We start from the raw sequence: 24,789 nt of genomic DNA on the forward strand, positions 1-24,789 counted from the left end.
CAGCATGCTGAACAACTCTCCGATCCCTAGGACTGTATTAGCCCATGAGGACCGCACGCTGGCTCGTCCCCGCCCTGCTCGTCGTCGCCTGGCTGGCGCTCGGGGGCTTCGGCGGCCCCTACGCGGGCAAGCTGAGCGACGTCGCCACCAACGACAACTCCGCCTTCCTCCCGGCGTCCGCCGAATCCACCCGCGCGCTGAACGAGCAGCGCACCTTCAGCACCGACCAGACCCTCCCGGCGATCGTCGTCGCCGAGCGCACCAGCGGCGTCACGCCCCAGGACAACGCCTTCCTCGCCGAGGCGGCGGCCCGCATCCAGGCCGTCCCCGGCGTCACGCAGGTCGCGAGCCCGCAGCCGTCCCAGGACGGCCAGGCCCTCGAACTCACCGTCTCCGTCCTGGTCGGCGGCGAACCCGGCGAGGTCGTCGAGCAGATCCGCGCCGAACTCCGCCAGGCGCCGCCGGGGCTGACCGTCCTCGTCGCCGGACCGGCCGCGCAGATCGCCGACCTCGTCACCGCGTTCGGCGGCATCGACGGCCTGCTCCTGCTGGTCGCCGGGATCGTCGTGGCGCTCATCCTCGTCGTGGTCTACCGCAGCCCGCTGCTGCCCGTCGTCGTGCTGGTCTCCGCCGTCTTCGCGCTCGGGCTGGCCAGCCTGGTCGTCTACCTGCTCGCCGACCACGACGTCCTCACCCTCAACGGGCAGAGCCAGGGCATCCTGTTCATCCTGGTCTTCGGCGCGGCCACCGACTACGCGCTCCTCCTGGTCTCCCGGTTCCGCGAACAACTCCGCGACACCGAGAGCCGCTACGAAGCCGTCAAACTGGCCTGGCGCGCCACCTTGCCGCCGATCGCCGCCTCGGCCGGGACCGTCGTGCTCGGCGTGCTCTGCCTGCTGTTCTCCGACCTGCAGTCCAACCGCGGTCTCGGCCCGGTCGCCGCGATCGGCATCGCCGCCGCGTTCGCAGCCTCCGTCACGTTCCTGCCCGCCGCGCTCGCCCTGCTCGGCCGGGCCGCGTTCTGGCCGGTCCGGCCCAAGCTCGGCTCGCCGCACCCGGAGTCGCGCGGCATCTGGGGCCGGATCGCCAAGGCCGTCGCGGCCAAACCGCGGGCGATCTGGATCGGCACCACCGTCCTGCTGCTGGCGGGCGCCGCGTTCGTCCCACAGCTCAAGGCGGGCGGCGTCGCGCAGTCCGACCTGTTCCTCACCCCGGTCGACTCGGTCGCCGGCCAGGAGGTGCTGGTCAAGCACTTCCCCGGCGGGTCCGGCTCGCCGACCACGATCATCGCCAACGCGGGCCGGGGCGAGGCCGTCGCACAGGCCGCGCGGGTGGACGGGGTGGCGCAGGTCGCCGCGGTTCCCAACGTGGTCGACGGCCGCGTCCAGGTCGTCGCGATCCTCACCGACGCCGCCGACTCGGAAGCCGCGCTCGACACCGTCGGACGCATCCGGGAGGCCGTGCACGCGGTGCCCGGCGCGGACGCCGTCGTCGGCGGCACCACCGCCACCCAGCTGGACACGCAGGAGACCTCCGAGCGGGACCGGGCGGTGATCATCCCGATCGTCCTCGTGGTGATCTTCGCGGTGCTCGCGCTGCTGCTGCGGGCCCTGCTCGCGCCGCTGCTGCTGATCGCGACCGTGGTGCTGTCCTTCGCGGCGACGATGGGCGTGTCCGCGCTGGTGTTCAACCACCTGCTGGACTTCCCCGGCGCGGACCCGGCGGTGCCGCTGTTCGGGTTCGTCTTCCTGGTGGCGCTCGGGATCGACTACAACATCTTCCTGATGACCCGGGTGCGCGAGGAGGCCCTCCGCACGAACACGCACGAGGGCACGTTGCGCGGGCTCATGCTCACCGGCGGCGTGATCACCTCGGCCGGGGTGGTGCTCGCCGCCACCTTCGCGGCGCTGGCGGTCATCCCGATCCTGTTCCTGGCGCAGATCGCGTTCATCGTCGCGTTCGGCGTCCTGCTCGACACCCTGATCGTGCGGTCGCTGCTGGTGCCGGCCCTGACGCTGGACGTCGGGCGGCGGATCTGGTGGCCGTCGAAGGTGCCGTGATCAGCCGTCGAGCACGACGGCGACGATCCCGGCCAGGTGCGCCAGGCGCGCGACCTCGGCGGCCCGGAACATCGGGCCGCCCGGGCGGCCGACGAGCAGCGCCTTGTCCGGCTTGCCCAGCGGCGTCGCGGCCAGCTCGGTGCCCAGCTCCTGCCAGGTTTCCGGCACCCAGGAGTCCTCGGAGTCCAGGATCGTGGCGCGCTCCAGCGGCAGCCACGGCAGATCGGTGATCGGCGCCTCGGGCGCCGCGCTGGAGGAGGCCAGCCGGTCCACGCCCGGCTCGCTGACCGACACCACGATCGCCCAGCCCGCCCGGATGATCCGCGGCACGCCCTCGACCAGCACGGCCAGCCCGGAGGCCGGCTGCGCGGCGATCTCCTCGACCAGTTCCAGCTCGCGGTGGGTGTCCAGCACGCCGGCGTACGGCCGCACCGCGTCGACCTCGACGCCCTCCACGCTCTCCGCCGCGGTGATCACGGCGTCCGGCAGCCTGCCGGAGGGCAGTTCCACGACCATGTCGTCGATCGCGACGCCGCCGCCGCGCTCGACCACGTCCACCGAGAGGATGTCCGCCCCGATCATGCCGAGAGCCGTCGCGACCGCTCCGAGGGTTCCTGGCGTGTCCGGGAGCTGCACCCGGATCAGGAAGGACAACGTGAACCCCTCTCGGGTCCGGCGCTCCCGCCTCGCCGGGGAGCGCAACCGGCCGCTGATTGTGACAGACGAAGGCCGTCACGGGGAGCCATCGTCTGCCTACCGAGACCGGATCGCGAGCCCGCCGTGCACAACCCGGTCGAGGTCGCAAGGCCCGCCGCCATAGACTTGTGACTCACCGAAACACCGATCCGCACACCCCGGGAGTCACCCGCGTGCCCAACATTTCCCGCGACGAGGTCGCGCACCTGGCCAAGCTCGCCAGGCTCGCGGTCACCGACGACGAGCTGAACGTTTTCGCAGGTCAGCTCGACCAGATCCTGGACGCGGTCGCCAAGGTCAGCGAGGTCGCCGCCGACGACGTGCCGCCGACCTCGCACGCCGTGCCGCTCACGAACGTCTTCCGCGAGGACGTGGTCCGGCCCGGGCTCACCCAGCAGCAGGCGCTGGCCGGTGCGCCGGCCGCCGAAGAGGGCCGCTTCCGGGTGCCGCGGATCCTGGGGGAGGAACAGTGACCGACCTAACACGGCTGTCGGCCGCCGAGCTGGCCGAGAAGATCCACGCGCGCGAGGTGTCGGCCGCGGAGGTCACGCAGGCGCACCTGGACCGCATCGGCGAGGTCGACGACCACGTCCACGCGTTCCTCAACGTCGACGCCGAGGGCGCCCTCGCGGCGGCCCGTGAGGTCGACGCCGCGCTGGCCGGCGGCCAGGCCCCGGCCTCGCCGATCGCCGGTGTCCCGCTCGCCCTCAAGGACGTGCTGACCACCCAGGGCCTGCCCACCACGTGCGGCTCGAAGACCCTGGAGAACTGGATCCCGCCGTACGACTCGACGGTCACACGCAAGCTGCGCGAGGCGGGCGTGCCGATCCTGGGCAAGACCAACATGGACGAGTTCGCGATGGGCTCCTCCACCGAGAACTCCGCGTTCGGCCCGACGCACAACCCGTGGGACCACGCCCGCATCCCGGGCGGCTCCGGCGGTGGCTCCGCCGCGTCGCTGGCCGCCTTCGAGGCGCCGCTGGCGATCGGCACCGACACCGGCGGCTCGATCCGCCAGCCGGGCGCGGTCACCGGCACGGTCGGCGTGAAGCCGACCTACGGCGGGGTGTCCCGCTACGGGCTGGTGGCGTTCTCGTCCTCGCTCGACCAGGCCGGGCCGTGCGCCCGCACCGTGCTGGACGCCGCGCTGCTGCACGAGGTCATCGGCGGGTGGGACCCGCTCGACTCGACCTCGATCAACGCGCCGGTGCCGCCGGTCGTCGCCGCCGCCCGCGAGGGCCTGCGCGGTGACCTCAAGGGCGTCAAGGTCGGCGTGGTCAAGGAGTTCAGCGGCGAGGGCTACCAGGCCGGCGTGCAGCGCTCGTTCGAGGGCGCGGTCGAGCAGCTCACGGCGCTCGGCGCCGAGGTCGTCGAGGTGTCCTGCCCGAACTTCGTCTACGCGCTGCCGGCGTACTACCTGATCGCGCCGAGCGAGGCGTCGTCGAACCTGGCCCGGTTCGACGCCATGCGCTACGGCCTGCGGGTCGCCGACGACGGTTCGCACAGCGCCGAAGAGGTCATGTCGGCCACCCGCGAGGCCGGTTTCGGCGCCGAGGTCAAGCGCCGCATCATGCTCGGCACGTACGCGCTGTCCTCCGGCTACTACGACGCCTACTACGGCTCGGCGCAGAAGGTGCGGACGCTGATCTCCCGCGACTTCGCGGCCGCGTTCGAGAAGGTGGACGTGCTGGTCTCGCCGACCACCCCGACCACCGCGTTCAAGATCGGCGAGCGGGTCGACGACCCGATGGCCATGTACCTCGCCGACCTGTGCACGATCCCGGCCAACCTGGCCGGCAACGCCGCCATGAGCGTGCCCAGTGGACTGTCCGATGAGGACGGGCTGCCGGTCGGCCTGCAGATCATGGCCCCGGCGCTCGCCGACGACCGGCTCTACCGGGTCGGCGCCGCCTACGAGGTCGCGCGCGGGTCGATCATCGACCGGGTTCCGGAGCTGAAGGGAGTCTCGGCGTGACCGCCGTTGCCGAAGTGATGGACTACGCCGAGGTCGTCGAGCGGTTCGACCCGGTGCTCGGGCTCGAGGTCCACGTCGAGCTGAACACCAAGACGAAGATGTTCTGCGGCTGCGCCAACGAGTTCGGCGGCGAGCCCAACACCAACGTGTGCCCGACCTGCCTCGGCCTGCCCGGCGCGCTGCCGGTGCTCAACGGCAAGGGCGTCGAGGGCGCGATCCGCATCGGCCTCGCGCTGAACTGCGAGATCGCCGAGTGGTGCCGGTTCGCCCGGAAGAACTACTTCTACCCGGACATGCCGAAGAACTTCCAGACCTCGCAGTACGACGAGCCGATCGCGTTCAACGGCTACCTGGACGTGACGCTGGACGACGGCGAGGTCGTGCGCGTGGAGATCGAGCGCGCGCACATGGAGGAGGACACCGGCAAGTCGCTGCACGTCGGTGGCGCCACCGGCCGCATTCACGGCGCGGAGCACTCGCTGCTGGACTACAACCGCGCCGGCGTGCCGCTCATCGAGATCGTCACCAAGCCGATCGTCGGCATGGGCGAGCGGGCCCCCGAGGTCGCCCGCGCGTACGTGACCGCGCTGCGGGACCTGCTGCTGGCGCTGGACGTCTCCGACGTGCGGATGGACCAGGGCTCGCTGCGCTGCGACGCGAACGTGTCGCTGATGCCGAAGGGCGCCACCGAGTTCGGCACCCGCACCGAGACCAAGAACGTCAACTCCTTCCGCAGCGTCGAGCGCGCCGTGCGGTACGAGATGACGCGACAGGCCGCGGTGCTGGTCGCGGGCGGCACGGTCACCCAGGAGACCCGGCACTTCCAGGAGTCCGACGGCACCACCTCGCCGGGCCGCACCAAGGAGACCGCCGAGGACTACCGGTACTTCCCGGAGCCCGACCTGGTCCCGATCGCGCCGTCGCGCGAGTGGGTCGAACAGCTGCGCGGGACGCTGCCGGAGATGCCGGCCGCGCGCCGCAAGCGGATCCAGAGCGAGTGGAACCTGTCCGCCGAGGAGCTGCGCGACCTGTTCAACTCGGGCGCGGTCGAGCTGGTCGAGGCGACCGTCGCCGAGGGCGCGAAGCCGAACGACGCCCGCAGCTGGTGGGTGAACTTCCTGGCGCAGGAGGCCAACGCGCGCGAGACCGAGATCGCCGCGCTGCCGATCACCCCGGCGCAGGTCGCTCGTGTGGCGGCGCTGGTCGACGCCGGCGAGCTGACCAACAAGCTCGCGCGCGAGGTCGTCAAGGGCGTGCTGGCCGGTGAGGGCGAGCCGGACGAGGTCGTGGAGAAGCGGGGCCTGAAGGTCGTCTCGGACGACTCGGCGCTGCTCGCCGCGGTGGACGAGGCGCTGGCCGCGCAGCCGGACATCGCGGACAAGATCCGTGGCGGCAAGGTGCAGGCGGCGGGCGCGATCGTCGGCGCGGTCATGAAGGCGACCAAGGGCCAGGCCGACGCCAAGCGCGTCCGCGAGCTGATCATCGAGCGGGTGGGCGCCTGAGGATGCCGTCGAAGGTGTCCGCAGAGCCCGAGCGGTTCTCGCTGGCCCGCGTCAGCTGGCGCGAGTGGACGGCGTTCGGGGCGGGCGTGGTGGCCACGCTCGCCCTGTTCCTGCCGTGGACGAACCTGTCCGCGACGAACCAGGTCGTCGACGAGGCCCTGCGGGAACTGCCGTCCTCCGACGTCGCGCGGGACGCCTGGACCACCGGGTTCCTCGCCTGGTGCGGGCCGTTGCTGCTGCTCCTCGCCGGTGTCGCGGTGGTCGCGTTCGGACAGTTCCGCAAGGTGCGCGTCGCCGGGCTGCCGCACCTGTGGCTGATCTTCGCCGGGGTCGCGTTGTTGTTGATGGTCCTCGGCTGGTTCGCGATGGGCTGGCAGTTCGACGAGGACACGCGCGAGCTGCTCGACGAGGGCGGCATCGGGCTGTACGCCGGGATCGGCCGGTACCTGGGGATGCTCGGTGCGCTGGCCTCGCTGGTGGCGGCTGTGCTGGACGTTCGGGCGCTGCGCCGCCGGGCCTGAGGTTTTCGCTATGCGGGTTTCTACTGCGCCGGCTTCGCTTCGCTACGCCCGGATTTGGTGCCCTCCCGAACCCGATCTTTCAGTGTTCGGTTGCCGAGACACCGCGTCAAGGCGGGAAAGCGTGCCTTGACCCGGCGGCTCGGCAACCGATTTGGGCTGGGGATCGGGTTGCGGGAGGGGAGTGGTTCGGGGCGTTTCGGGCTTGCGTTGCCGGCCTGCGGTTCCGGGTGTGGGGCTGGTCGGCTTTCGTTGCCGGGGCGCCGACCTGGCTCCTAGTCCTTGCCGCTGCCGCCGCTCGGGGTGGCCTGCAGCGAGATCAGCACGACCCGGTCGTCGCTGGAAATCGGCTGGCCGCCGTCCTTGTTGACGGTGCCCACGAGCGCGAACTGGCTGTCGATCTGGTCCAGCCCGCCGTAGCGGCCGTACGCGGTGCCGTTCTTGCCGTCCATCAGCGTCTTCGGCTTGCCGCCCACGGAACCGTCCAGCGTGATGGGCAGTTCCTGCAGGTTGGCGCCAACCGAGGTGGCGATGACGACCGCCGAGCCGCTGTCCGCGCAGCCCGCCAGCGCCGGCTTCTCCGGCCACGTCCACGTCGGCACCGCGAGCGACGCGCCCGGCGTGATCGCGTACAACGCGTCCGCCGACGAGCCCCGGTCCGTGATCCACATCCGGGAACCGTCCGTCGCCTTGCAGAGGCCGCCGGGGGAGTGCACGCCGCTCGCGTACACCCGCGAGCCGGGCGTCGGGTTCCCCTGCGCCGCGTTGCCCGCCGTGTCGATGCGCAGGACCTTCCCGGCCAGCGAGTTCGGGTCCGCCGCCGCCGACGGGTTGCCCGCGTCGCCCGTCGCGACCAGCAGCGCGCCCTTGCCGTCGGTCATGATCGCGCCCCGGTTGCCCGTCGCGCCCTTCGGGATGCCCGTCAGCAGCGCCTTCGGCTGCTGGCCACGCGTGAAGCGGACCACCCGGTTGTCGGTGGCCGTCGTGACGTAGGCGAACACCAGCTGGTCCTCGGCGAACGTCGGGGACAGCGCCAGCCCGGTCAGGCCGCCGTCACCGGTCGCCTGCACGTCCAGGCGGATGACCTCGGCCGGCGTGTGGCCGCTCGACACCTGCAGCACGCGGCCCGTCTTGCGCTCCGCGGCCAGCGCGCTCGGCGCGGCGCCGGTGTCCGGCAACGCGGCGAGCGCGGACACGGTGTCCAGGCACGTCGCGATCACCGACTGGTCGTAGTCGGTGCATCCCTGCGGCGGCGGGATCGACGTCTGCGGCGAGCTGGGCCGCGACTCGTCGTCACCGCCGTCCACCTCGGGCAGTTCCGGCTGCGGCCCGGCCGGGGCGGTCAGCTCCGGGGCAGGCTCGAACGTCTGGTTCGCGGCCCGGTCGTCGAACTGCGCGCAGCCGGTCAGCAGCAGCCCGCAGGCCGCCACCAGCCACCACGGCGCCTTCCCGTTCCCGACACGCACGCTCCCAGCCTAGGTGCCGGTGGGTGAACGACGGGTAAGTACCGTGGCGATCATGCCCGTCACGGTTCTGGTCCCCGACGAAGACGGCCTGCACGTGCTCGGCGAGCTGCCCGGGGTGCGGCCCGTCCGCTACAGCTGGCGCGAGCCGCTGCCGCCCGAGGCCGCCGACGCCGAGGTCCTCGTCCCCGGCGCGCACCGGCCCGAGGAACGCGACGCGGTGCTCGGGGCGCTGCCGAACCTGAAGCTCATCCAGCTGCTGTCGGCGGGCGCGGAGAACTGGATCGGGACCGTGCCGGACGGTGTGCTGCTGTCCACCTGCCGCGGCGCGCATGGCGGCAGCACGGCCGAATGGGTCGTCGCCGTGCTGCTGTCGATCTACCGCGAGCTGCCCGGGTTCGCCGCCGACCAGGCCGCGCACCGCTGGAACCTGCACGCCACCGACACGCTGCAGGACAAGCGGGTGCTCGTCGTCGGGGCCGGTGACCTGGGGCGGCAGCTCAAGCGCCGCCTGGTGGCGTTCGACGCGCGGGTCACGATGGTCGGCGTCAGCGCGCGTGAGGGCGTGCACCCGGTGGACGAGCTGCCCGCGCTGCTGGGCGCGCACGACGTCGTCGCGCTGATGGTGCCGCTGACCTCGCGCACCCGGGGGATGGTGGACGCGAAGTTCCTCGCCGCGATGCCCGACGGCGCGATCCTTGTCAACGCCGCGCGCGGACCGGTGGTCGACACGGACGCGCTGGTGGCCGAGCTAACCGCGGGCCGCCTGCGGGCCGCGCTGGACGTCACCGACCCCGAGCCGCTGCCCGCGGACCATCCACTGTGGACCGCGCCGAACGTGCTGCTGACGCCGCACGTGGCCGGCTCGGTGACGGGCAGCAAGCGGCGCTCGTACGCCGTGGTCGCCGCGGAGATCGCCCGCTACGCCGGCGGGGAGCTGCCGCAGAACCTCGTGCACGGAGAGTACTAGGGATGATCCTCCGCCACGTGACGATCGACTGCGCCGAGCCCTACGAGCTGGCCCGGTTCTGGAGCGAGGTGACCGGGTGGCCGGTCTCCGGCGAGGATTCGCCCGGCGACCCCGAGGTGCTGGTCGAGGCGCCCGCGCCGCTGCCGGGCCTGCTGTTCATCCGGGTTCCCGAGGACAAGACGGTGAAGAACCGCGTCCACTTCGACTGGATGCCGGACGAACGGTCCCGCGACGCGGAGGTCGAGCGCCTTCTCGGGCTCGGCGCGCGCGTGCACGAGGACCACCGGACACCCGACGGGCTCGGCTGGGTCACGCTGCTCGATCCCGAAGGCAACGAGTTCTGCATCGAGCGCAGCGCGGGCGAGCGCGAAACCACCTGACAAACCCCGGGGTGTGTCAGGCACCGTGTCAGCGCGGAGGCGGTGCGGTGTCAGGCCGGCGGGCGAATGTAGTCGCATCGACCACGTTGCACCGATACCGAAGTAACACACAATGCAGAACGTCGACGCCCCCGCCGTCCAGGTCGCCGAGCCGGACCGGCCCGAGCGGCGGCAGGCTGTCCAGGCCCTCGTCGACGCCGGGTTCGCCGCCGCCGAGATGTGCGTCCGCGACGACCGCGGCCGCTGGACCGGTCGTGCGGATGCTGTTGCAGCACACCAGCGGCCTCTACAACTACACCGGCGAGCTCGACGCCGACGGCACGTTCGTCATGGGGCTCCCGTCGCAGGGCAAGGCTCTGACCGGCGCCCGGCTCGAACCGCGGCGGCTGCGACAGCGCGAACGCCGTCACCGGCAACACCTACGCCGAGGAGGCCCGGCGGCGCATCCTCGGGCCGCTCGGGCTCGCGGACACCGTGGTGTCGGCGACCTCGCCGGACCTGCCCGGACCGCACGCGCACGGCTACTACCGCTGCGAGGACGGCACCCTCGTCGACGTCAGCCGCCAGAACCCCACCCTGCTGGCCGGCGCCGGTGACCTGATCTCGACCGCCGAGGACCTGAACACCTTCATCTCCGCGTTGCTCGGCGGCCGGCTCCTGCCCGCCCCGCTGCTGGCCGAGATGCTCACCCCGCACGGCGAGCTCAACCTCGGACTCGGCCTGTGGGTGCAGGACCTCGGCCCGGCGGGCACGATCGTGCACCACAACGGCGGCGCCCCGGGCGGCTACGGCGCCCTGATGATCAGCACGCCGGACGGCAGCCGCACCCTGACGGCGACGCTGACCACCGGCGAAGCGGACCCGGCAGAGGTGTTCCCCGCGGCGCTGGGCGCGCTCATCATGTCGGTGTTCGGCAGCTGAGCACCGGAACCTGTCGCGCATCCGACACGGATGGCCTAACCTGCGCGGGTGACCAGCCCTCAGGACGAGTCGAAGACCCAGAACCTGTTCACGGAATCCGGGTACTACCAGCCCACCGAGAGCAGCAGCACCAGCATGCTCTCCGACGTCGAGGACCGGCCGTCGCCGCCGGTGAACCGCTACCACGGCGGGATCGACTTCGGTCTGCTCGCGCTGCGGCTGGCGCTCGGGGCGATCCTCGGCGCGCACGGGTTGCAGAAGGTGTTCGGGCTGTTCGGCGGCCCAGGCATCGACGGCACGGCGCGGATGCTGGAGTCGATGGGCTACACGGCCCAGCCGACGCTGCTCGCGTGGATCACCGGGTTGAGCGAACTGATCGGCGCGGTGCTCGTGGTGCTGGGCCTGTTCACCCAGATCGGCGCCGCGGCGATCCTCGGCGTCACCGTGAACATGGTCTACGTCCAGTGGCGCGGCGGGTTCTTCGAGCCGAACGGGTTCGAGTTCGAGCTGCTGCTGGCGACCGTGGCGTTCGCGCTGCTGTTCACCGGCTCCGGGCGGATCGCGCTGGACGTCAACACCCCGTGGCGGCGCCGGCCGGTGCCGTTCGGGTTGTTCTTCCTGCTGATCGCCGCCGCGGCCGCCGTCGTGGTCATCGTGCTGGCCCGCTGAACCCGGACGACGAAAAGGGCCCCGGCTGCGAGCAGCCGGGGCCCTTTTCTCGTCAGGCCTACTTGTTCGGGTCGCGCACGGCGCCCGTGTCGGCGGAAGTGGCCATCCGCGCGTAGGCGCGCAGGGCCGCGGTCACCGGCCGCTGGCGGTCCACCGGCTGCCACGGCCGCTCCGAGGCCTCCATCTTCGCCCGGCGCTCGGCCAGCACGTCGGCGTCCACCAGCAGCTCCAGCTTCCGCTCGTGCACGTCGATCAGGATCTGGTCGCCGTCCTGGACCAGGCCGATCGTGCCGCCCGACGCGGCCTCCGGCGAGATGTGCCCGACCGAGATCCCGGACGAGCCGCCGGAGAACCGGCCGTCGGTGATCAACGCGCACTTCTTGCCCAGCCCGGCGCCCTTGAGGAACGCCGTCGGGTGCAGCATCTCCTGCATGCCAGGGCCGCCGGCGGGACCCTCGTAGCGGACCACGAGCACCTCACCCGGCTGGATCTTCTTGCTCAGGATGACCGAGACGGCCTCCTCCTGGCTCTCGACCACGCGCGCCGGGCCCTGGAACCGCCACAGCTCCTCGTCGATACCCGCGGACTTGATCACCGCGCCGTTCTCGGCCAGGTTGCCGCGCAGCACTGCCAGCCCGCCGTCCTTGGTGTAGGCGTGCTCGATGTCGCGGATGCAGCCGTTCGCCGCGTCCGTGTCCAGCTCGGTCCACCGGTTGGAGGTGGAGAACGCCTCCGTGGTGCGGACCCCGCCGGGCGCGGCGTGGAACAGCTCGATCGCTTCCTCGGAAGCCGACCCGCCGCGGATGTCCCACTTGGACAGCCACTCCTCGAGCGAAGAGGAGTGCACGGCAGTGACATCCCGGTTGAGCAGCCCGGCCCGGTTCAGCTCACCGAGGATGGCGGGGATGCCGCCGGCCCGGTGCACGTCCTCCATGTGGTAGTCGGAGTTCGGCGCGACCTTCGACAGGCACGGCACGCGGCGGCCGATCTCGTCGATGTCGGAGATCGTGAAGTCGACCTCGCCCTCCTGCGCCGCGGCCAGGATGTGCAGCACCGTGTTGGTCGAGCCGCCCATCGCCATGTCCAGCGCCATCGCGTTCTCGAACGCCTTGCGGTTGGCGATCGACCGCGGCAGCACGCTGTCGTCGTCCTCGCCGTACCAGCGCTTGCACAGCTCCATCACCGTGCGGCCGGCGTCCTCGAACAGCTTGCGGCGCGCGGCGTGCGTGGCCAGCGTCGAGCCGTTGCCCGGCAGCGACAGGCCCAGCGCCTCGGTCAGGCAGTTCATCGAGTTCGCGGTGAACATGCCCGAGCACGACCCGCACGTCGGGCACGCGGACCGCTCCACAATGGACAGCCCGTCCTCGTCGACGGCGGGGTTGGCCGAGGCGGAGATACTGGTGATCAGGTCGGTCGGCGCGTGCGCGACGCCGTCCACGACGACCGCCTTGCCGGCCTCCATCGGGCCGCCGGAGACGAACACCACCGGGATGTTCAGGCGCATCGCGGCGTTGAGCATGCCCGGGGTGATCTTGTCGCAGTTGGAGATGCAGACCAGCGCGTCGGCCTGGTGCGCGTTGACCATGTACTCGACCGAGTCGGCGATGATCTCGCGCGAGGGCAGCGAGTAGAGCATGCCGCTGTGCCCCATGGCGATGCCGTCGTCCACCGCGATCGTGTGGAACTCGCGCGCCACGCCACCGGCCTCGCGGATCGCCCCGGCCACGATGTCGCCGAGGTCCTTGAGGTGCACGTGCCCGGGCACGAACTGGGTGTAGGAGTTGGCGATCGCGACGATCGGCTTGCCGAAGTCGCCGTCGGTCAGCCCGGTGGCCCGCCAGAGGGACCGGGCGCCCGCGGCGTTGCGGCCATGGGTGGTTGTTCGGGAGCGCAGAGCAGGCATGGCAGCCAGGTTACGCCCGGCGTGATCAGGACTGGCCGGTGTCCTTCCCAACGTCCTCGGCGTCCTCGGTGTCCAGGTCGTCGGTCAGGCCGCTCGGGTCCTTCATGCGGCCCTCGCTGACCAGGGAGATCACCGGCAGGTGGCGGGTGCGGACGGACGGCAGCGGGACCTCGCTGCCGTCCGTCAGCACCGCGCGGACCTTGGCCTTGTCGTTGATCGCCAGCCCCTTGAGCGAGGACCACGGCAGTTCGCGGTGGCCGAACACCGTCCGCACGTCCAGGCCGCGCGCGGAGGCGACCGTGCGGGTGCGCACCACGAAGACGAACAACCCGATCGGGATGACGTACATCAGCCACAGCCCCGGCACGTCGGCGAAGGCGGCGGGGATCATGCAGACCGCCAGGAACACGACGGCGAGCAGGGTGATCAGCGGAACGCGGAAGATCGCCTTCCGGCCCTCTTGCTGGGTTTCGGCCACGCCACCATGGTGCCTCCCGCCCACCGGGACGCCACGGCCGGGTGCGCCCAGTATCCGGGATCACCGTCCCGCAGAGTTGACACTGTTCGACGCGACCCGATAACGTCACCGCCGTGAACCCGCAGATTGGCCTCGTACTTCCCCCGCGCGTCGACGCGTAGGGACCATCGAACCCACTGCGTCGACGCGCGACCCTCGTGCGACCTGGAAAGGTCGGCGGGGGTTTTTTGTTGCCCACCGCCAGCCCCGAACCCCACCACCCGACGAGAAGCCCGACGAGACCCACGAGGCAGAACTGATGACAAGCGCCACGTCGCGATCGGAAACGAAACCCGGAGCGAATCCGGCCGCCGCGTCGCCGGCCCAGCTCGGCAGCCGCCCGAAGCCAGCCCCGCCCGCAGGCACGCCGGTCCGGGTGACCGGCGCGCAGTCGCTGGTGCGCTCGCTCGAGGCGATGGGCGTCGAGGTGGTCTTCGGCATTCCGGGTGGCACCATCCTGCCTGCCTACGACCCGCTCCTGGACTCGACGAAGGTGCGGCACGTCCTCGTCCGCCACGAGCAGGGCGCCGGGCACGCGGCCACTGGGTACGCGCAGGCTACCGGCAAGGTCGGCGTGTGCATGGCGACCTCGGGTCCCGGCGCGACCAACCTGGTCACCCCGCTGGCCGACGCGAACATGGACTCCGTCCCGGTCGTCGCGATCACCGGCCAGCAGACCCGGCCGCTGATCGGCACCGACGCGTTCCAGGAAGCCGACATCTGCGGCATCACGATGCCGATCACCAAGCACAACTTCCTGGTCACCGACCCCATCGACATCCCGCGCGTGATCGCCGAGGCGTTCCACCTCGCCTCCACCGGCCGCCCCGGCCCGGTCCTGGTCGACATCCCCAAGGACGTGCTGCAGGAGACCACCTCGTTCTCCTGGCCGCCGGAGCTGCACCTGCCCGGCTACCGGCCGACGCTGCGCCCGCACGGCAAGCAGGTCCGCGAGGCCGCGCGGCTCATCGCGCAGGCCCGCCGCCCGGTCCTCTACGTCGGCGGCGGCGTGATCAAGGCGCAGGCCCACGCGCAGCTGAAGGAGCTGGCCGAGCTGACCGGCATCCCCGTGGTCACCACGCTGATGGCCCGCGGCGCGTTCCCCGACTCGCACCAGCAGCACCTGGGCATGCCCGGCATGCACGGCTCGGTCGCCGCGGTCGCCGCGATGCAGCGCGCCGACCTGCTGGTCGCGCTCGGCGCCCGGTTCGACGACCGGGTGACCGGCCAGCTGTCGTCGTTTGCGCCGGAGGCCAAGGTCGTCCACGCCGACATCGACCCGGCCGAGATCTCCAAGAACCGCAAGGCCGACGTGCCGATCGTCGGGGACTGCGCGGAGATCATCACCGAGCTGATCGACGCGGTGAAGGCCGAGACCGACCGCATCGGCGAGCCGGACCTGGCCCCGTGGTGGACGCAGATCGACGCGTGGCGCCAGACCTTCCCGGCGGGCTACGAGTGGCCGTCCGACGGCACCCTGTCGCCGCAGTACGTCATCGAGCGCATCGGCCAGATCGTCGGGCCGGACGCCGTCTACACCGCGGGTGTCGGCCAGCACCAGATGTGGGCCGCGCAGTTCATCAAGTACGAGAACCCGCGCACCTGGCTCAACTCCGGCGGCCTCGGCACCATGGGCTACGCGGTGCCCGCCGCGATGGGCGCCAAGTTCGGCGTGCCGGACAAGCAGGTGTGGGCCATCGACGGCGACGGCTGCTTCCAGATGACCAACCAGGAGCTGGCCACCTGCGCCATCGAGGGCGCGCCGATCAAGGTCGCCGTCATCAACAACGGCAACCTGGGCATGGTCCGCCAGTGGCAGAACCTGTTCTACGCCGAGCGGTACTCCAACACCGACCTCGGCACCCACAAGCACCGGATCCCGGACTTCACGCTGCTGGCCGAGGCGCTGGGCTGCGCGGGCCTGCGGTGCGAGACCAAGGACGAGGTCGACGACGTCATCCGCCGCGCGATGGAGATCAACGACCGCCCCGTCGTGATCGACTTCGTGGTCGGCAAGGACGCCCAGGTCTGGCCCATGGTGGCGGCCGGGACCGGCAACGACGAGATCATGGCCGCGCGCGGCATCCGCCCGCTGTTCGAGGACGACGAGGTTTCGCAGTGACCAGGCATACGCTGTCCGTGTTGGTGGAGAATGTCCCCGGGGTGCTCGCCAGAGTCGCCGGGTTGTTCTCCCGCCGCGGTTTCAACATCGAGTCCCTCGCCGTCGGGCCCACGGAAAACCCCGAGGTGTCCCGGATGACGATCGTGGTCGCCGTTGAGGAGCTACCGCTCGAACAGGTGACCAAGCAGCTCAACAAGCTGGTCAACGTCATCAAGATCGTGGAGCTCGAGCCCGCCTCGTCGGTGCAGCGCGAACTGCTGCTCGTCAAGGTGCGGGCCGATGCCACCGTGCGCAGCCAGGTCCTCGAGACCGTCCAGCTGTTCCGTGCGAAGGTGGTCGACGTGTCGCCCGAGGCGCTCACCATCGAGGCCACCGGCACCGGTGACAAGCTCGGTGCCCTTCTGCGCATGCTGGAGCCGTACGGCGTGCGTGAGATCGTGCAGTCCGGCATGGTCGCGGTCGGCCGGGGTCCCCGGTCGATCACCGCCTCCGCGCCCCGCTAGCAGTTTTTTAAAACCGAAAGGAATCAGTTCCCCTCATGTCAGTCGAAATCTTCTACGACGACGACGCCGATCTCAGCATCATCCAGGGTCGCAAGGTCGCCGTGATCGGTTACGGCAGCCAGGGCCACGCGCACGCGCTGAGCCTGCGCGACTCCGGGGTCGATGTGCGCATCGGTCTTCCGGAGGGGTCGAAGTCGCGCGCGAAGGCCGAGGAGGAGGGCCTGCGGGTGCTCACCCCGGCGGAGGCGTCCGCCGAGGCCGACCTGATCATGATCCTCGCGCCGGACACCAAGCAGCGCTTCATCTACAGCGAGGACATCGAGCCGAACCTGAAGGACGGCGACGCCCTGTTCTTCGGCCACGGCTTCAACATCCGCTACGAGCTGATCAAGCCGCCGGCCAATGTGGACGTGGCGATGGTGGCGCCGAAGGGCCCCGGTCACCTGGTCCGCCGCCAGTTCGTCGACGGCAAGGGCGTGCCCGCCCTGATCGCGGTCGAGCAGGACGCGTCCGGCAACGCCCAGGCGCTCGCGCTGTCCTACGCCGCCGCCATCGGTGGCGCCCGCGCCGGTGTCATCAAGACCACCTTCAAGGAGGAGACCGAGACCGACCTGTTCGGTGAGCAGGCCGTCCTCTGCGGTGGCGCCTCCGCGCTGGTGCAGACCGGGTTCGAGGTGCTGACCGAGGCCGGTTACGCGCCCGAGATCGCCTACTTCGAGGTGCTGCACGAGCTGAAGCTCATCGTCGACCTCATGTACGAGGGTGGCATCGCCCGGATGCGCTACTCGATCTCCGACACCGCCGAGTACGGCGACCTCACCCGCGGCCCGCGTGTCATCACGCCCGCGGTGAAGGAGGAGATGAAGAAGATCCTGGGCGAGATCCAGGACGGCACCTTCGCCCGCGAGTGGGTCGGCGAGGACGAGGCAGGCCGCGCCAACTTCCGCAAGCTGCAGGAAGCCGGCGAGCAGCACCCGATCGAGGAGACCGGGAAGAAGCTGCGTGGCCTGATGTCGTGGGTCGACCGGCCGATCACCGAGACCGCCTGAGTTTTCCGGTGAGGAAGGGACCGCTCCGGGGTGCGCCCCCCGGGCGGTCCCTTTTCGTTTCCGGAGTTACCGTGATCACGTGGACGACAAGGTGCGGGTTCGCGAGGAACTGGATCTCACCGGGGCGCGGTGGCAGGCCACGGACGGTGAACTGGAGTTCGCGCAGGTCGAGCACGTCGACGGTCTCGTCTACACGGCGCTGCGCAAGGCGACCGACCCGGACGGGCCGGTCCTGGTCTTCACACCGTCCGAATGGGACGCGTTCGTCGCCGGTGCCCGGGACGGCGAGTTCCACGACCTGGCGGGGCTGACTGCGGACTGATCGGCCGCCGTCAGAGCAGCAGGCCGGCCAGCCGCCGCCAGCCGGCCAGGGGCAGGCCGGGCTCGTCGGTGATCACCTGCAGGCACACGTGGTCCGCGCCGGCGTCGAGGTGGGCCTTGACCCGGCCGGCGATCTCCTCCTCGCCGATCGCGATGACGGCCTCGACCAGCCGGGTGCTGCCCGCGAGGTCGTCGTCGGTGAAGCCGAGGCGCTTGAGGTTGACGCGGTGGTGCTCGGCCCGCTCGAGGTAGAAGCCCACCTCCGCGCGGGCGATGTCCAGGCCCCGCTCGCGGTCGAGCACCACGCCCTGCTCGACCGCCAGGTAGGCGTCCGGCCCGAGGGTCTCCCGCGCCAGCGCGGTGTGCTCCGGCGGCACGAAGTACGGGTGGGCGCCGTCGGTGCGTTCGGCGGCCAGCCGCAGCATGCGCGGGCCGAGCGCGGCGAGCACCCGCCGTGCCGGCGGCACGGGTTCGGGGCTGGTGAACTCCGCCGCGTCCATCTCGTCCAGGTAGGCGCGGATGCTCTCGACCGGGCGCGCGCCGCGCGCGTGCCCGCCGAGGCCCAGCACGAACCGGCCGGGGTAGGCCTCGGCCAGTGCGCGCGCCCCGCCCGCGACGCCGGCCGGACTGCGCCGGTCGAAGCGGGCGACGCCGGTGGCGACGGTGATGCGCGAGGTCGCGCCCAGCAGCAGGGCGGCCTGGGTGAGCGCCTCGCGCCCCGGGTACTCGCCGAACCACAGGCTGTCGAACCCGAGCTCCTCGATCTCGGCCGCCGCCTCGCGGACCTGGCCGATCGGCGCGGCGTCGAAGGCGAAGGTCCAGATGCCGACGCTCACGCGGCCACCCCCGGCAGCGCCGGGGCGAGACGCGCAAGCTGGTCCACCGCGCCGGGCAGATCCGCCGCGGTGGGGGAGATCAGCACCTGGTCGGCGCCCGCGTCCAGCTGCCGGCCGGCGTCGTGGCCGAATGTCCGCCCTGGCACCCCGTCGGTGCCGCCCCCCGGGATCTGCCCCACTGACGATCGCGCCGTGGCGGGCTGCGCATCGAGCTCCCGGCGCGGGCTCAGCAGCTCGTCCTGGCCGTGCAACGCGGTGCGCAGGCGGTAGTCCCGCATCCCGCGCAGCGGATTCGCGAACGACTGCCCGAGGCTCGCGGCCGGGAACGAGTGCCCGATCCCCAGCCCGAGCATGAACCGCCCGGGGTGGGCCTCGGCGACGGTGCGCGCCGCCGCCTGCGCGGTCACCGCCGGCCGCGACCACACGTTCGCGATCCCGGAGCCCACGGTGATCCGCCCGGTCGCGCCGAGGAAGACCGCGGAGCGCGCGAACGCGTCCCGCCCGCCGACGGTCTCGCCCATCCACGCCGACGCGTAACCGAGCTCGTCGATTCGCGCCTGCTGCTCCCGTTCCACGCCGGCGGTCACCGGGTTCCCGCCGGAGAGCCACACACCCACTGAACTCATCGAAATCCTTTCGGAGGGGTCCTCCGGTTCACTGTACGGAGGCGGCCTCCGGTTTGTCACGCCTAAAGTGGATCGTGATGAGCAGCACCCGTCCCCTCCGCGCCGACGCCCGCCGCAACTACGAGCGCCTCCTGGCGGAGGCCCACACGGCCTTCGCGGAGTTCGGTGTGGACGCCTCGCTGGAAGAGATCGCGCGCCGCGCCGGGGTCGGGATCGGGACGCTCTACCGGCACTTCCCGACCAGGGAGGCGCTGCTGGTGGCCTTGCTCGGCGAGCGGTTCGAGGCGCAGGCCCGCGCCGCCGAAGAACTCCTCGAAGACCGGGACCCGCTGGACGCCCTGCGCACCTTCGCGCGGAGCCTGCTCGACGCCGCCACCACGTTCCGCGGCCTGGCCGACGCCACCGCGGAGGCGCTCAACGACGAGACCTCGGACCTCCACGCCGCCTGCGCCGGGATGCGCGCGGCGGTCGCGCGACTCGTCGCCCGCGCGCAGGAATCCGGTCAGCTGCGCGCGGACCTCAAGCCCGACGAGGTGTTGCTGATGGTGCACGCGGCGGGGTGGGCCGGTGAGCACGCGGGCACCCCGGACCGGCTCCTCGATCTCGTCTTCGCCGGGTTGCGCTCCCGTTAACAGGCCCGGTGAGCAGCGCGACTAGACTCGCGGGCGTCGTTTGAGCCCAGCCGCGTCAACGGGAGCCCCATCGTGACCAACCCCAGCAAGCCGGTCGTCCTCATCGCCGAAAAGCTCGCCCCGTCCACGCTGGCCGTGTTCGGCGACGAGGTCGAGGTCCGGCACGTGGACGGCACCGACCGCCCCGCTCTGCTGGAGGCCGTGAAGTCCGCCGACGCGCTGCTGGTCCGCTCCGCCACCAAGGTGGACGCCGAGGTGCTGGCCGCCACCACGCGCCTGAAGGTCGTCGCCCGCGCCGGTGTCGGCCTGGACAACGTCGAGGTGCCCGCCGCCACCGCGCGCGGTGTGCTCGTGGTGAACGCCCCGACCTCGAACATCGTCTCTGCCGCCGAGCACGCCGTCGCGCTGCTGCTGGCTGTGGCCCGCCGCGTGCCCGCCGCCGACCAGAGCCTGCAGGGCGGCGCCTGGAAGCGCAGCCAGTTCACCGGTGTCGAGCTGAACGGCAAGACCGTCGGTGTCGTCGGTTTCGGCAAGATCGGGCAGTTGTTCGCGCAGCGCCTCGCCGCGTTCGACACCAAGATCGTCGCGTACGACCCGTACGTGCCCGCCGCCCGCGCCGCCCAGCTCGGCGTCGAGATGCTCAGCCTCGACGAGCTGCTCGCGCGCGCCGACATGATCTCGATCCACCTGCCGAAGACCCCGGAGACCAAGGGCCTGATCGACGCCGAGGCGCTGAAGAAGACCAAGCCGGGCGTGATCATCGTCAACGCCGCGCGCGGTGGCCTGGTCGACGAGGACGCGCTGGCCGAAGCCATCCGCAACGGCCACGTCGGCGGCGCCGGCATCGACGTGTTCGTCACCGAGCCGACCACCGAAAGCCCGCTGTTCGGCCTGCCCAACGTCGTCGTCACCCCGCACCTGGGCGCCTCGACCGCCGAGGCGCAGGACCGCGCGGGCACCGACGTCGCCCGGTCGGTGCTGCTCGCCCTGCGCGGCGACTTCGTGCCGGACGCGGTGAACGTCGCCAGCGGTGGCGTGGTGGGCGAGGAGGTCCGCCCGTACCTGCCGCTGACCCAGAAGCTGGGCACCGTGCTGGCCGCGCTGAGCCAGAAGGCGCCGTCGGCGGTCACCGTCGAGGTGCGCGGCGAGCTGTCGTCGGAGGACGTCAGCGTGCTGTCGCTGGCCGCCCTGCGGGGCGTGTTCGCCGGCGTGGTCGAGGACCAGGTCACGTTCGTCAACGCGCCGCGCCTCGCCGAGGAGTTTGGTGTGCGCACCGAGATCGTCACCGAGCCGGAGAGCCCGAACTGGCGCAGCCTGGTCACCGTGCGCGCGGTGCACGACGACGGCACCACGCTGTCGGTGTCGGGTTCGGTCACCGGCAACAACCAGGTGGAGAAGCTGGTGGAGGTCAACGGCCGCCACTTCGACCTGCGCGCCGAGGGCCACATGCTGCTCCTGGAGTACCCGGACCGCCCGGGCATCATGGGCCGCGTCGGCACCCTGCTGGGTGAGGCCTCGGTCAACATCGAGGCGGCGCAGATCAGCCAGACCACCGACCGGTCGGACGCGGTGATGATCCTGCGCGTCGACCGCGAGGTGGACTCCCACCTGCTGGAGCCGATCGCCGCGACCGTGGGCGCGCGCACCATCCGCGCCGTCACGTTCGCATAACGCGCACTACCTCCCAAAGTCGGATTACTCCGATGCGCTCTAGGCGCATCGCGGGAGCACCGGCTAAGTTCGCACCCTCGCCTTGATCGGAGTGAGGGTGCGAACAAGCATGAGAAACACGACCCGGCGGTCGCTCGCCGCCGTCTTCGCCGCCGCGCTCGCCGCGACCGGTTTCGCGTCGGGCAGCGCGGCGGCCCAGGACGAGCCGCTGGCGGCGGGCAAGCCCGTGGCCAAGGTGTCCGCGGACGGCCTGCAGGGCAAGCTGTCCCCACGGCTGGCCTCGGCCAAGGGCCGGACGACCGCCTTCATCGAGCTGACCCAGCAGCCCGCGGTGGACGCGTTCAACGCCGAGCGCGGCGCGGGCAAGGACCGCGCCAGGCAGGCGGCGAACAACGCGCGCGCCGGCGTCGCCGGGGTGGTGAACTCCGTGCTGGGCCAGCTGCGTTCGCTCGACGCGGGCACCGAGGTGCTCTACTCGACCGCGAACGCCGTGTCCGGTGTCGTGGTGACCGCCGACGCCGCGAAGATCCGCGAGCTGGCCGCCCGCCCGGACGTCGCGTCGATCCGCACCGTCGTGCCGAAGACGCGCAGCAACTCGAGCGCCGCTCAGCTGACCAACACGCTCAACGCGTGGCAGCAGACCGGCCGCCTCGGCGACGGCATCAAGGTCGGCGTCATCGACGACGGCATCGACTACACCCACGCCGACTTCGGCGGCCCCGGCACGAAGGCGGCCTACGACTCGGTCGACCGGGACGCGCCGACGCCGCTGTTCCCCAACGCCAAGGTGGTCGGCGGCACCGACCTGGTCGGCGACGAGTACGACGCCGGCACCGACGGCGCCGACACCCCCAAGCCGGACCCCAACCCGATCGCCTGCGGCGAGCACGGCACGCACGTCGCAGGCACGGTCGGCGGCTACGGCGTCAACGCCGACGGCAGCACCTTCACCGGCGACTACTCGAAGCTGACCACCGAGTCGCTGAACGCCATGAAGATCGGCCCTGGCATGGCGCCCAAGGCCTCCCTGTACGCGATCAAGGTGTTCGGCTGCGAGGGCTCCACAGACGTCACGTCGCAGGCGCTGGACTGGGCGTTGGACCCCAACGGCGACGGTGACTTCGACGACCGCCTCGACATCGTCAACCTGTCGCTGGGCAGCGACTTCGGCGCGCCCGACGACCCGGACTCGCTGTTCGTGCGCAAGCTGGCCGCGAACAACGTCCTGTCCGTCATCGCCGAGGGCAACGGCGGCGACCTCTACGACGTCGGCGGCTCGCCGGGCAACACGCCCGAGGCGCTGACCGTGGCGTCCAGCCGGGACGTCTCCGTCCTGCGTGACGCGGCGGACGTGACCGCCCCGGCCGGTGTCGCCGGCCCGAAGGGCGGCCAGTACAGCCAGAACTACACCGGCTACGACACCCTCGACCGCACCGCGGCGGTGGCGAAGCTGTCCTCGGCGAACGCCGACGGCTGCGCGCCCTACTCCGACGCCGACAAGGCCGCGGTCGCGGGCAAGTACGCATGGCTGGAGTGGGACGACAACGACGCCACCCGCGCCTGCGGTTCGGCCGCGCGGGCCAACAACGCGCAGGCCGCCGGCGCCGCCGGTGTGCTGCTGTCGTCGAGCCTGGAGCACTTCGCCGCTGGCATCGCGGGCAACTCGGCCATCCCGATGTTCCAGTTCACGGCGTCGGCGACCAGCCAGATCCGCCCGGCGCTGGACGCGGGCACGCTGACCGTCCGCCTGTACGGGGCAGGCCGGGCGAGCCTGCAGACCTACGACCCGGCGATCGTGGACACCCCGAGCTCGTTCACCTCGCGCGGCGTGCGCGGCCCGGCCGTCAAGCCGGACGTGTCCGCGCCCGGTGACACGATCTCGTCGGCCCTGCGCGGCAGCGGCAACAACCGCACCGTCCTGTCCGGCACGTCGATGGCGACGCCGCTGACCGCCGGTGTCACCGCGCTGCTGCGCCAGGCGCACCCCGACTGGTCCGTCGAGGAGATCAAGGCCCTGGTGATGAACACCGCCGGGCACGACATCGTCGCCGGTGGCAAGACCTACGCGCCGCAGCGCGTCGGCGCCGGGCGGCTGGACACCCAGGCCGCGCTGAACGACCAGGTGCTGGCCTACTCGCGGGACGACCGGGGCGCGGTCAGCGTCACCTTCGGCACCGTCGAGGTGGACCGGCCGACCACGCTCACCAAGACCATCCAGGTGGTCAACAAGGGCGACAGCTGGGCGCGCTACGCCGTGGCCTACGAGGGCATCACCAACCTGCCCGGCGTGCAGTACCAGCTGTCGGACCGCTCGGTGACGGTGCCGCCGCGCGGCACCGCGTCGGTCCGCGTCACGCTGCGGATCACCGATCCCACGGCGCTGCGCAAGGTCATCGACCCGACGGTCGCGACCGAGCAGGCCGGGATGGCCCGCCAGTTCGTCGCCGACGCCTCCGGCCGGGTCGTGCTCACCCCGCCGCCCGGCGGCAACAGCCCGGCGCTGCGCGTGCCGGTCTACGCGGCGCCGAAGCCGGTGTCGTCGATCGACACCCCGAAGTCGCTGAACTTCGCGGCCGACACCGCGCGCTTCACGCTCACCGGCCGCGGCGTCGACCAGGGCACCGGCAGCCAGCGCTACGAGTCGCTGATCAGCGTGCTGGAGCTGCAGGGCGAGTCCCCGCGGCTGCCCGAGTGCCGCGGCAGGCTGACCGACGGCTGCACCATCAACGAGACGGCCAAGGCCGGTGACCTGCAGTACGTCGGCGCGGCGTCCACCATCGCGCAGGCGCGGCAGGCCGGCCACGCCGACCAGGCGCTGCTCGCCTTCGGGATCTCGACCTGGGGCAACTGGGCGAACCTGGGCAGCAACACGATCCCGTTCGTCGACATCGACACCACCGGCGACGGCGTGCCCGACTTCGAGTCCTACGTCACGAAGGCGAGCGGCACCGACGTCTGGCTGGTCAACACCGTGGACCTGAACGCCGAGGGCTTCCCCACCGTGGACGTCCAGGCGGTCAACGGCCAGCTCGGTGACGTGGACACCAACGTGTTCGACACCAACGTCGTGTTGCTGCCGGTCAGCATCACGGCGCTGGGCATCGACCCGGCCGCGGCCTCGCACAAGATCAGCTACACCGTCGGCACCACCGGGTACTACGTGGCGCCCAGCAGCGAGAACGGGCTCATCGACGCCATCGGCACGCCGATGACGTTCGACGCGCTCGCGCCGGCCTACTCGGTCGCCGGGGCCAACGGCTCCGCGCTGATGTACTCGGCCAAGCCCGGCACGGCGCTCGACGTCACGCGCAACCCGGCGTCGGCTGACACGGTCCTCGGGCTGCTCGCGCTGAAGCACCACAACGGCAACGGCAACCGGGTGAGCGTGATCCGGGTGAACGGGGGTAGCAGGCCCTGACGACCGGGACCGCTCCACCATCCGGGTGTCTCACTTC

The 24,789-nt window shown here is 71.6% G+C and carries 22 protein-coding genes; 16 read left to right on the forward strand and 6 right to left on the reverse strand.

Annotated features, from left to right (window positions below):
• Positions 1 to 44 precede the first annotated feature (44 nt).
• Positions 45 to 2,060 carry an MMPL family transporter gene (locus ABZ215_RS08130; protein ID WP_354948689.1) on the forward strand — a complete coding sequence of 672 codons (2,016 nt, stop codon included), beginning with the start codon at positions 45 to 47 and terminating at the stop codon, positions 2,058 to 2,060.
• Here the strand turns inward: ABZ215_RS08130 and ABZ215_RS08135 are convergent, their stop codons facing one another.
• A complete protein-coding gene (locus ABZ215_RS08135; protein ID WP_027936445.1) occupies positions 2,061 to 2,714 on the reverse strand; it encodes an amino acid-binding protein in 654 nt (217 codons plus the stop codon).
• Between the two features lie 215 nt (positions 2,715 to 2,929).
• On the opposite strand from ABZ215_RS08135, the gene gatC reads away from it, so the two are divergent.
• The 4 genes from gatC to ABZ215_RS08155 are packed head-to-tail and all read left to right on the forward strand — an operon-like array spanning position 2,930 to position 6,754.
• Entirely contained in the window at positions 2,930 to 3,229 is a 300-nt protein-coding gene (gene gatC / locus ABZ215_RS08140; protein ID WP_017987443.1) for an Asp-tRNA(Asn)/Glu-tRNA(Gln) amidotransferase subunit GatC, read from the forward strand.
• A complete protein-coding gene (gatA, locus tag ABZ215_RS08145; RefSeq protein WP_354948692.1) occupies positions 3,226 to 4,731 on the forward strand; it encodes an Asp-tRNA(Asn)/Glu-tRNA(Gln) amidotransferase subunit GatA in 1,506 nt (501 codons plus the stop codon). The genes gatC and gatA overlap by 4 nt, the downstream gene beginning before the upstream one ends.
• A complete protein-coding gene (gene gatB / locus ABZ215_RS08150; protein WP_354948694.1) occupies positions 4,728 to 6,233 on the forward strand; it encodes an Asp-tRNA(Asn)/Glu-tRNA(Gln) amidotransferase subunit GatB in 1,506 nt (501 codons plus the stop codon). The genes gatA and gatB overlap by 4 nt, the downstream gene beginning before the upstream one ends.
• A 14-nt stretch (positions 6,234 to 6,247) precedes the next feature.
• Positions 6,248 to 6,754 (forward strand): hypothetical protein, encoded by a 507-nt coding sequence (locus ABZ215_RS08155; RefSeq protein ID WP_308191192.1) that lies wholly within the window; start codon positions 6,248 to 6,250, stop codon positions 6,752 to 6,754.
• Between the two features lie 272 nt (positions 6,755 to 7,026).
• Here ABZ215_RS08155 and ABZ215_RS08160 read toward each other — a convergent pair whose 3' ends face one another.
• On the reverse strand, positions 7,027 to 8,217 hold the full coding sequence (locus ABZ215_RS08160; protein ID WP_354948696.1) for a PQQ-dependent sugar dehydrogenase: 1,191 nt from the start codon (positions 8,215 to 8,217) through the stop codon (positions 7,027 to 7,029).
• A gap of 52 nt (positions 8,218 to 8,269) precedes the next feature.
• Between ABZ215_RS08160 and ABZ215_RS08165 the strand changes: the two genes are divergently transcribed.
• The 4 genes from ABZ215_RS08165 (at position 8,270) to ABZ215_RS08180 (ending at position 11,154) form a co-directional block, all read left to right on the forward strand.
• The gene (locus ABZ215_RS08165) at positions 8,270 to 9,184 is read left to right on the forward strand and encodes a 2-hydroxyacid dehydrogenase (protein ID WP_027936446.1); all 915 of its coding nucleotides are present in this window, start codon (positions 8,270 to 8,272) and stop codon (positions 9,182 to 9,184) included.
• Positions 9,185 to 9,186: 2 nt separating this feature from the next.
• Positions 9,187 to 9,564: a VOC family protein gene (locus tag ABZ215_RS08170; protein ID WP_020421946.1), complete on the forward strand. Its 378-nt coding sequence runs from the start codon at positions 9,187 to 9,189 to the stop codon at positions 9,562 to 9,564.
• Between the two features lie 444 nt (positions 9,565 to 10,008).
• Positions 10,009 to 10,485 (forward strand): serine hydrolase domain-containing protein, encoded by a 477-nt coding sequence (locus tag ABZ215_RS08175; RefSeq protein WP_237338452.1) that lies wholly within the window; start codon positions 10,009 to 10,011, stop codon positions 10,483 to 10,485.
• Between the two features lie 48 nt (positions 10,486 to 10,533).
• On the forward strand, positions 10,534 to 11,154 hold the full coding sequence (locus ABZ215_RS08180) for a DoxX family protein (RefSeq protein WP_020421948.1): 621 nt from the start codon (positions 10,534 to 10,536) through the stop codon (positions 11,152 to 11,154).
• A gap of 58 nt (positions 11,155 to 11,212) precedes the next feature.
• Here the strand turns inward: ABZ215_RS08180 and ilvD are convergent, their stop codons facing one another.
• Together ilvD and ABZ215_RS08190 are read right to left on the reverse strand one after the other, a co-directional pair.
• Positions 11,213 to 13,057: a dihydroxy-acid dehydratase gene (gene ilvD, locus ABZ215_RS08185; RefSeq protein ID WP_020421949.1), complete on the reverse strand. Its 1,845-nt coding sequence runs from the start codon at positions 13,055 to 13,057 to the stop codon at positions 11,213 to 11,215.
• Between the two features lie 25 nt (positions 13,058 to 13,082).
• Positions 13,083 to 13,535, reverse strand: a complete 453-nt coding sequence (locus tag ABZ215_RS08190; RefSeq protein WP_354948699.1) for a PH domain-containing protein — start codon at positions 13,533 to 13,535, stop codon at positions 13,083 to 13,085.
• Positions 13,536 to 13,833: 298 nt separating this feature from the next.
• Here ABZ215_RS08190 and ABZ215_RS08195 point away from each other — a divergent pair, with 298 nt between their 5' ends.
• The 4 genes from ABZ215_RS08195 (at position 13,834) to ABZ215_RS08210 (ending at position 17,570) form a co-directional block, all read left to right on the forward strand.
• Positions 13,834 to 15,696: an acetolactate synthase large subunit gene (locus tag ABZ215_RS08195; protein WP_039791902.1), complete on the forward strand. Its 1,863-nt coding sequence runs from the start codon at positions 13,834 to 13,836 to the stop codon at positions 15,694 to 15,696.
• A complete protein-coding gene (gene ilvN, locus ABZ215_RS08200) occupies positions 15,693 to 16,199 on the forward strand; it encodes an acetolactate synthase small subunit (RefSeq protein WP_027936447.1) in 507 nt (168 codons plus the stop codon). The genes ABZ215_RS08195 and ilvN overlap by 4 nt, the downstream gene beginning before the upstream one ends.
• Positions 16,200 to 16,234: 35 nt before the next feature.
• Positions 16,235 to 17,248 carry a ketol-acid reductoisomerase gene (ilvC, locus tag ABZ215_RS08205; RefSeq protein ID WP_017987460.1) on the forward strand — a complete coding sequence of 338 codons (1,014 nt, stop codon included), beginning with the start codon at positions 16,235 to 16,237 and terminating at the stop codon, positions 17,246 to 17,248.
• 79 nt (positions 17,249 to 17,327) lie between these two features.
• On the forward strand, positions 17,328 to 17,570 hold the full coding sequence (locus ABZ215_RS08210) for a DUF397 domain-containing protein (RefSeq protein WP_020421958.1): 243 nt from the start codon (positions 17,328 to 17,330) through the stop codon (positions 17,568 to 17,570).
• Between the two features lie 10 nt (positions 17,571 to 17,580).
• Here ABZ215_RS08210 and ABZ215_RS08215 read toward each other — a convergent pair whose 3' ends face one another.
• Together ABZ215_RS08215 and ABZ215_RS08220 are read right to left on the reverse strand one after the other, a co-directional pair.
• A complete protein-coding gene (locus tag ABZ215_RS08215) occupies positions 17,581 to 18,405 on the reverse strand; it encodes a TIGR03620 family F420-dependent LLM class oxidoreductase (protein ID WP_354948701.1) in 825 nt (274 codons plus the stop codon).
• Positions 18,402 to 19,031, reverse strand: a complete 630-nt coding sequence (locus ABZ215_RS08220; protein WP_354948703.1) for an LLM class flavin-dependent oxidoreductase — start codon at positions 19,029 to 19,031, stop codon at positions 18,402 to 18,404. The genes ABZ215_RS08215 and ABZ215_RS08220 overlap by 4 nt, the downstream gene beginning before the upstream one ends.
• Before the next feature lie 77 nt (positions 19,032 to 19,108).
• Here ABZ215_RS08220 and ABZ215_RS08225 point away from each other — a divergent pair, with 77 nt between their 5' ends.
• The 3 genes from ABZ215_RS08225 to ABZ215_RS08235 all read left to right on the forward strand — a co-directional run bounded on the left by ABZ215_RS08225 (position 19,109) and on the right by ABZ215_RS08235 (position 24,752).
• Positions 19,109 to 19,663 carry a helix-turn-helix domain-containing protein gene (locus ABZ215_RS08225; RefSeq protein ID WP_020421961.1) on the forward strand — a complete coding sequence of 185 codons (555 nt, stop codon included), beginning with the start codon at positions 19,109 to 19,111 and terminating at the stop codon, positions 19,661 to 19,663.
• A gap of 72 nt (positions 19,664 to 19,735) precedes the next feature.
• Positions 19,736 to 21,334 carry a phosphoglycerate dehydrogenase gene (gene serA, locus ABZ215_RS08230; RefSeq protein ID WP_020421962.1) on the forward strand — a complete coding sequence of 533 codons (1,599 nt, stop codon included), beginning with the start codon at positions 19,736 to 19,738 and terminating at the stop codon, positions 21,332 to 21,334.
• Between the two features lie 109 nt (positions 21,335 to 21,443).
• Entirely contained in the window at positions 21,444 to 24,752 is a 3,309-nt protein-coding gene (locus ABZ215_RS08235) for a S8 family serine peptidase (protein ID WP_354948706.1), read from the forward strand.
• The last annotated feature ends 37 nt before the right edge of the window (positions 24,753 to 24,789 follow it).

The organism is Amycolatopsis sp. NPDC006131 (assembly GCF_040614175.1).
Lineage (GTDB): Bacteria > Actinomycetota > Actinomycetes > Mycobacteriales > Pseudonocardiaceae > Amycolatopsis_E > Amycolatopsis_E tucumanensis.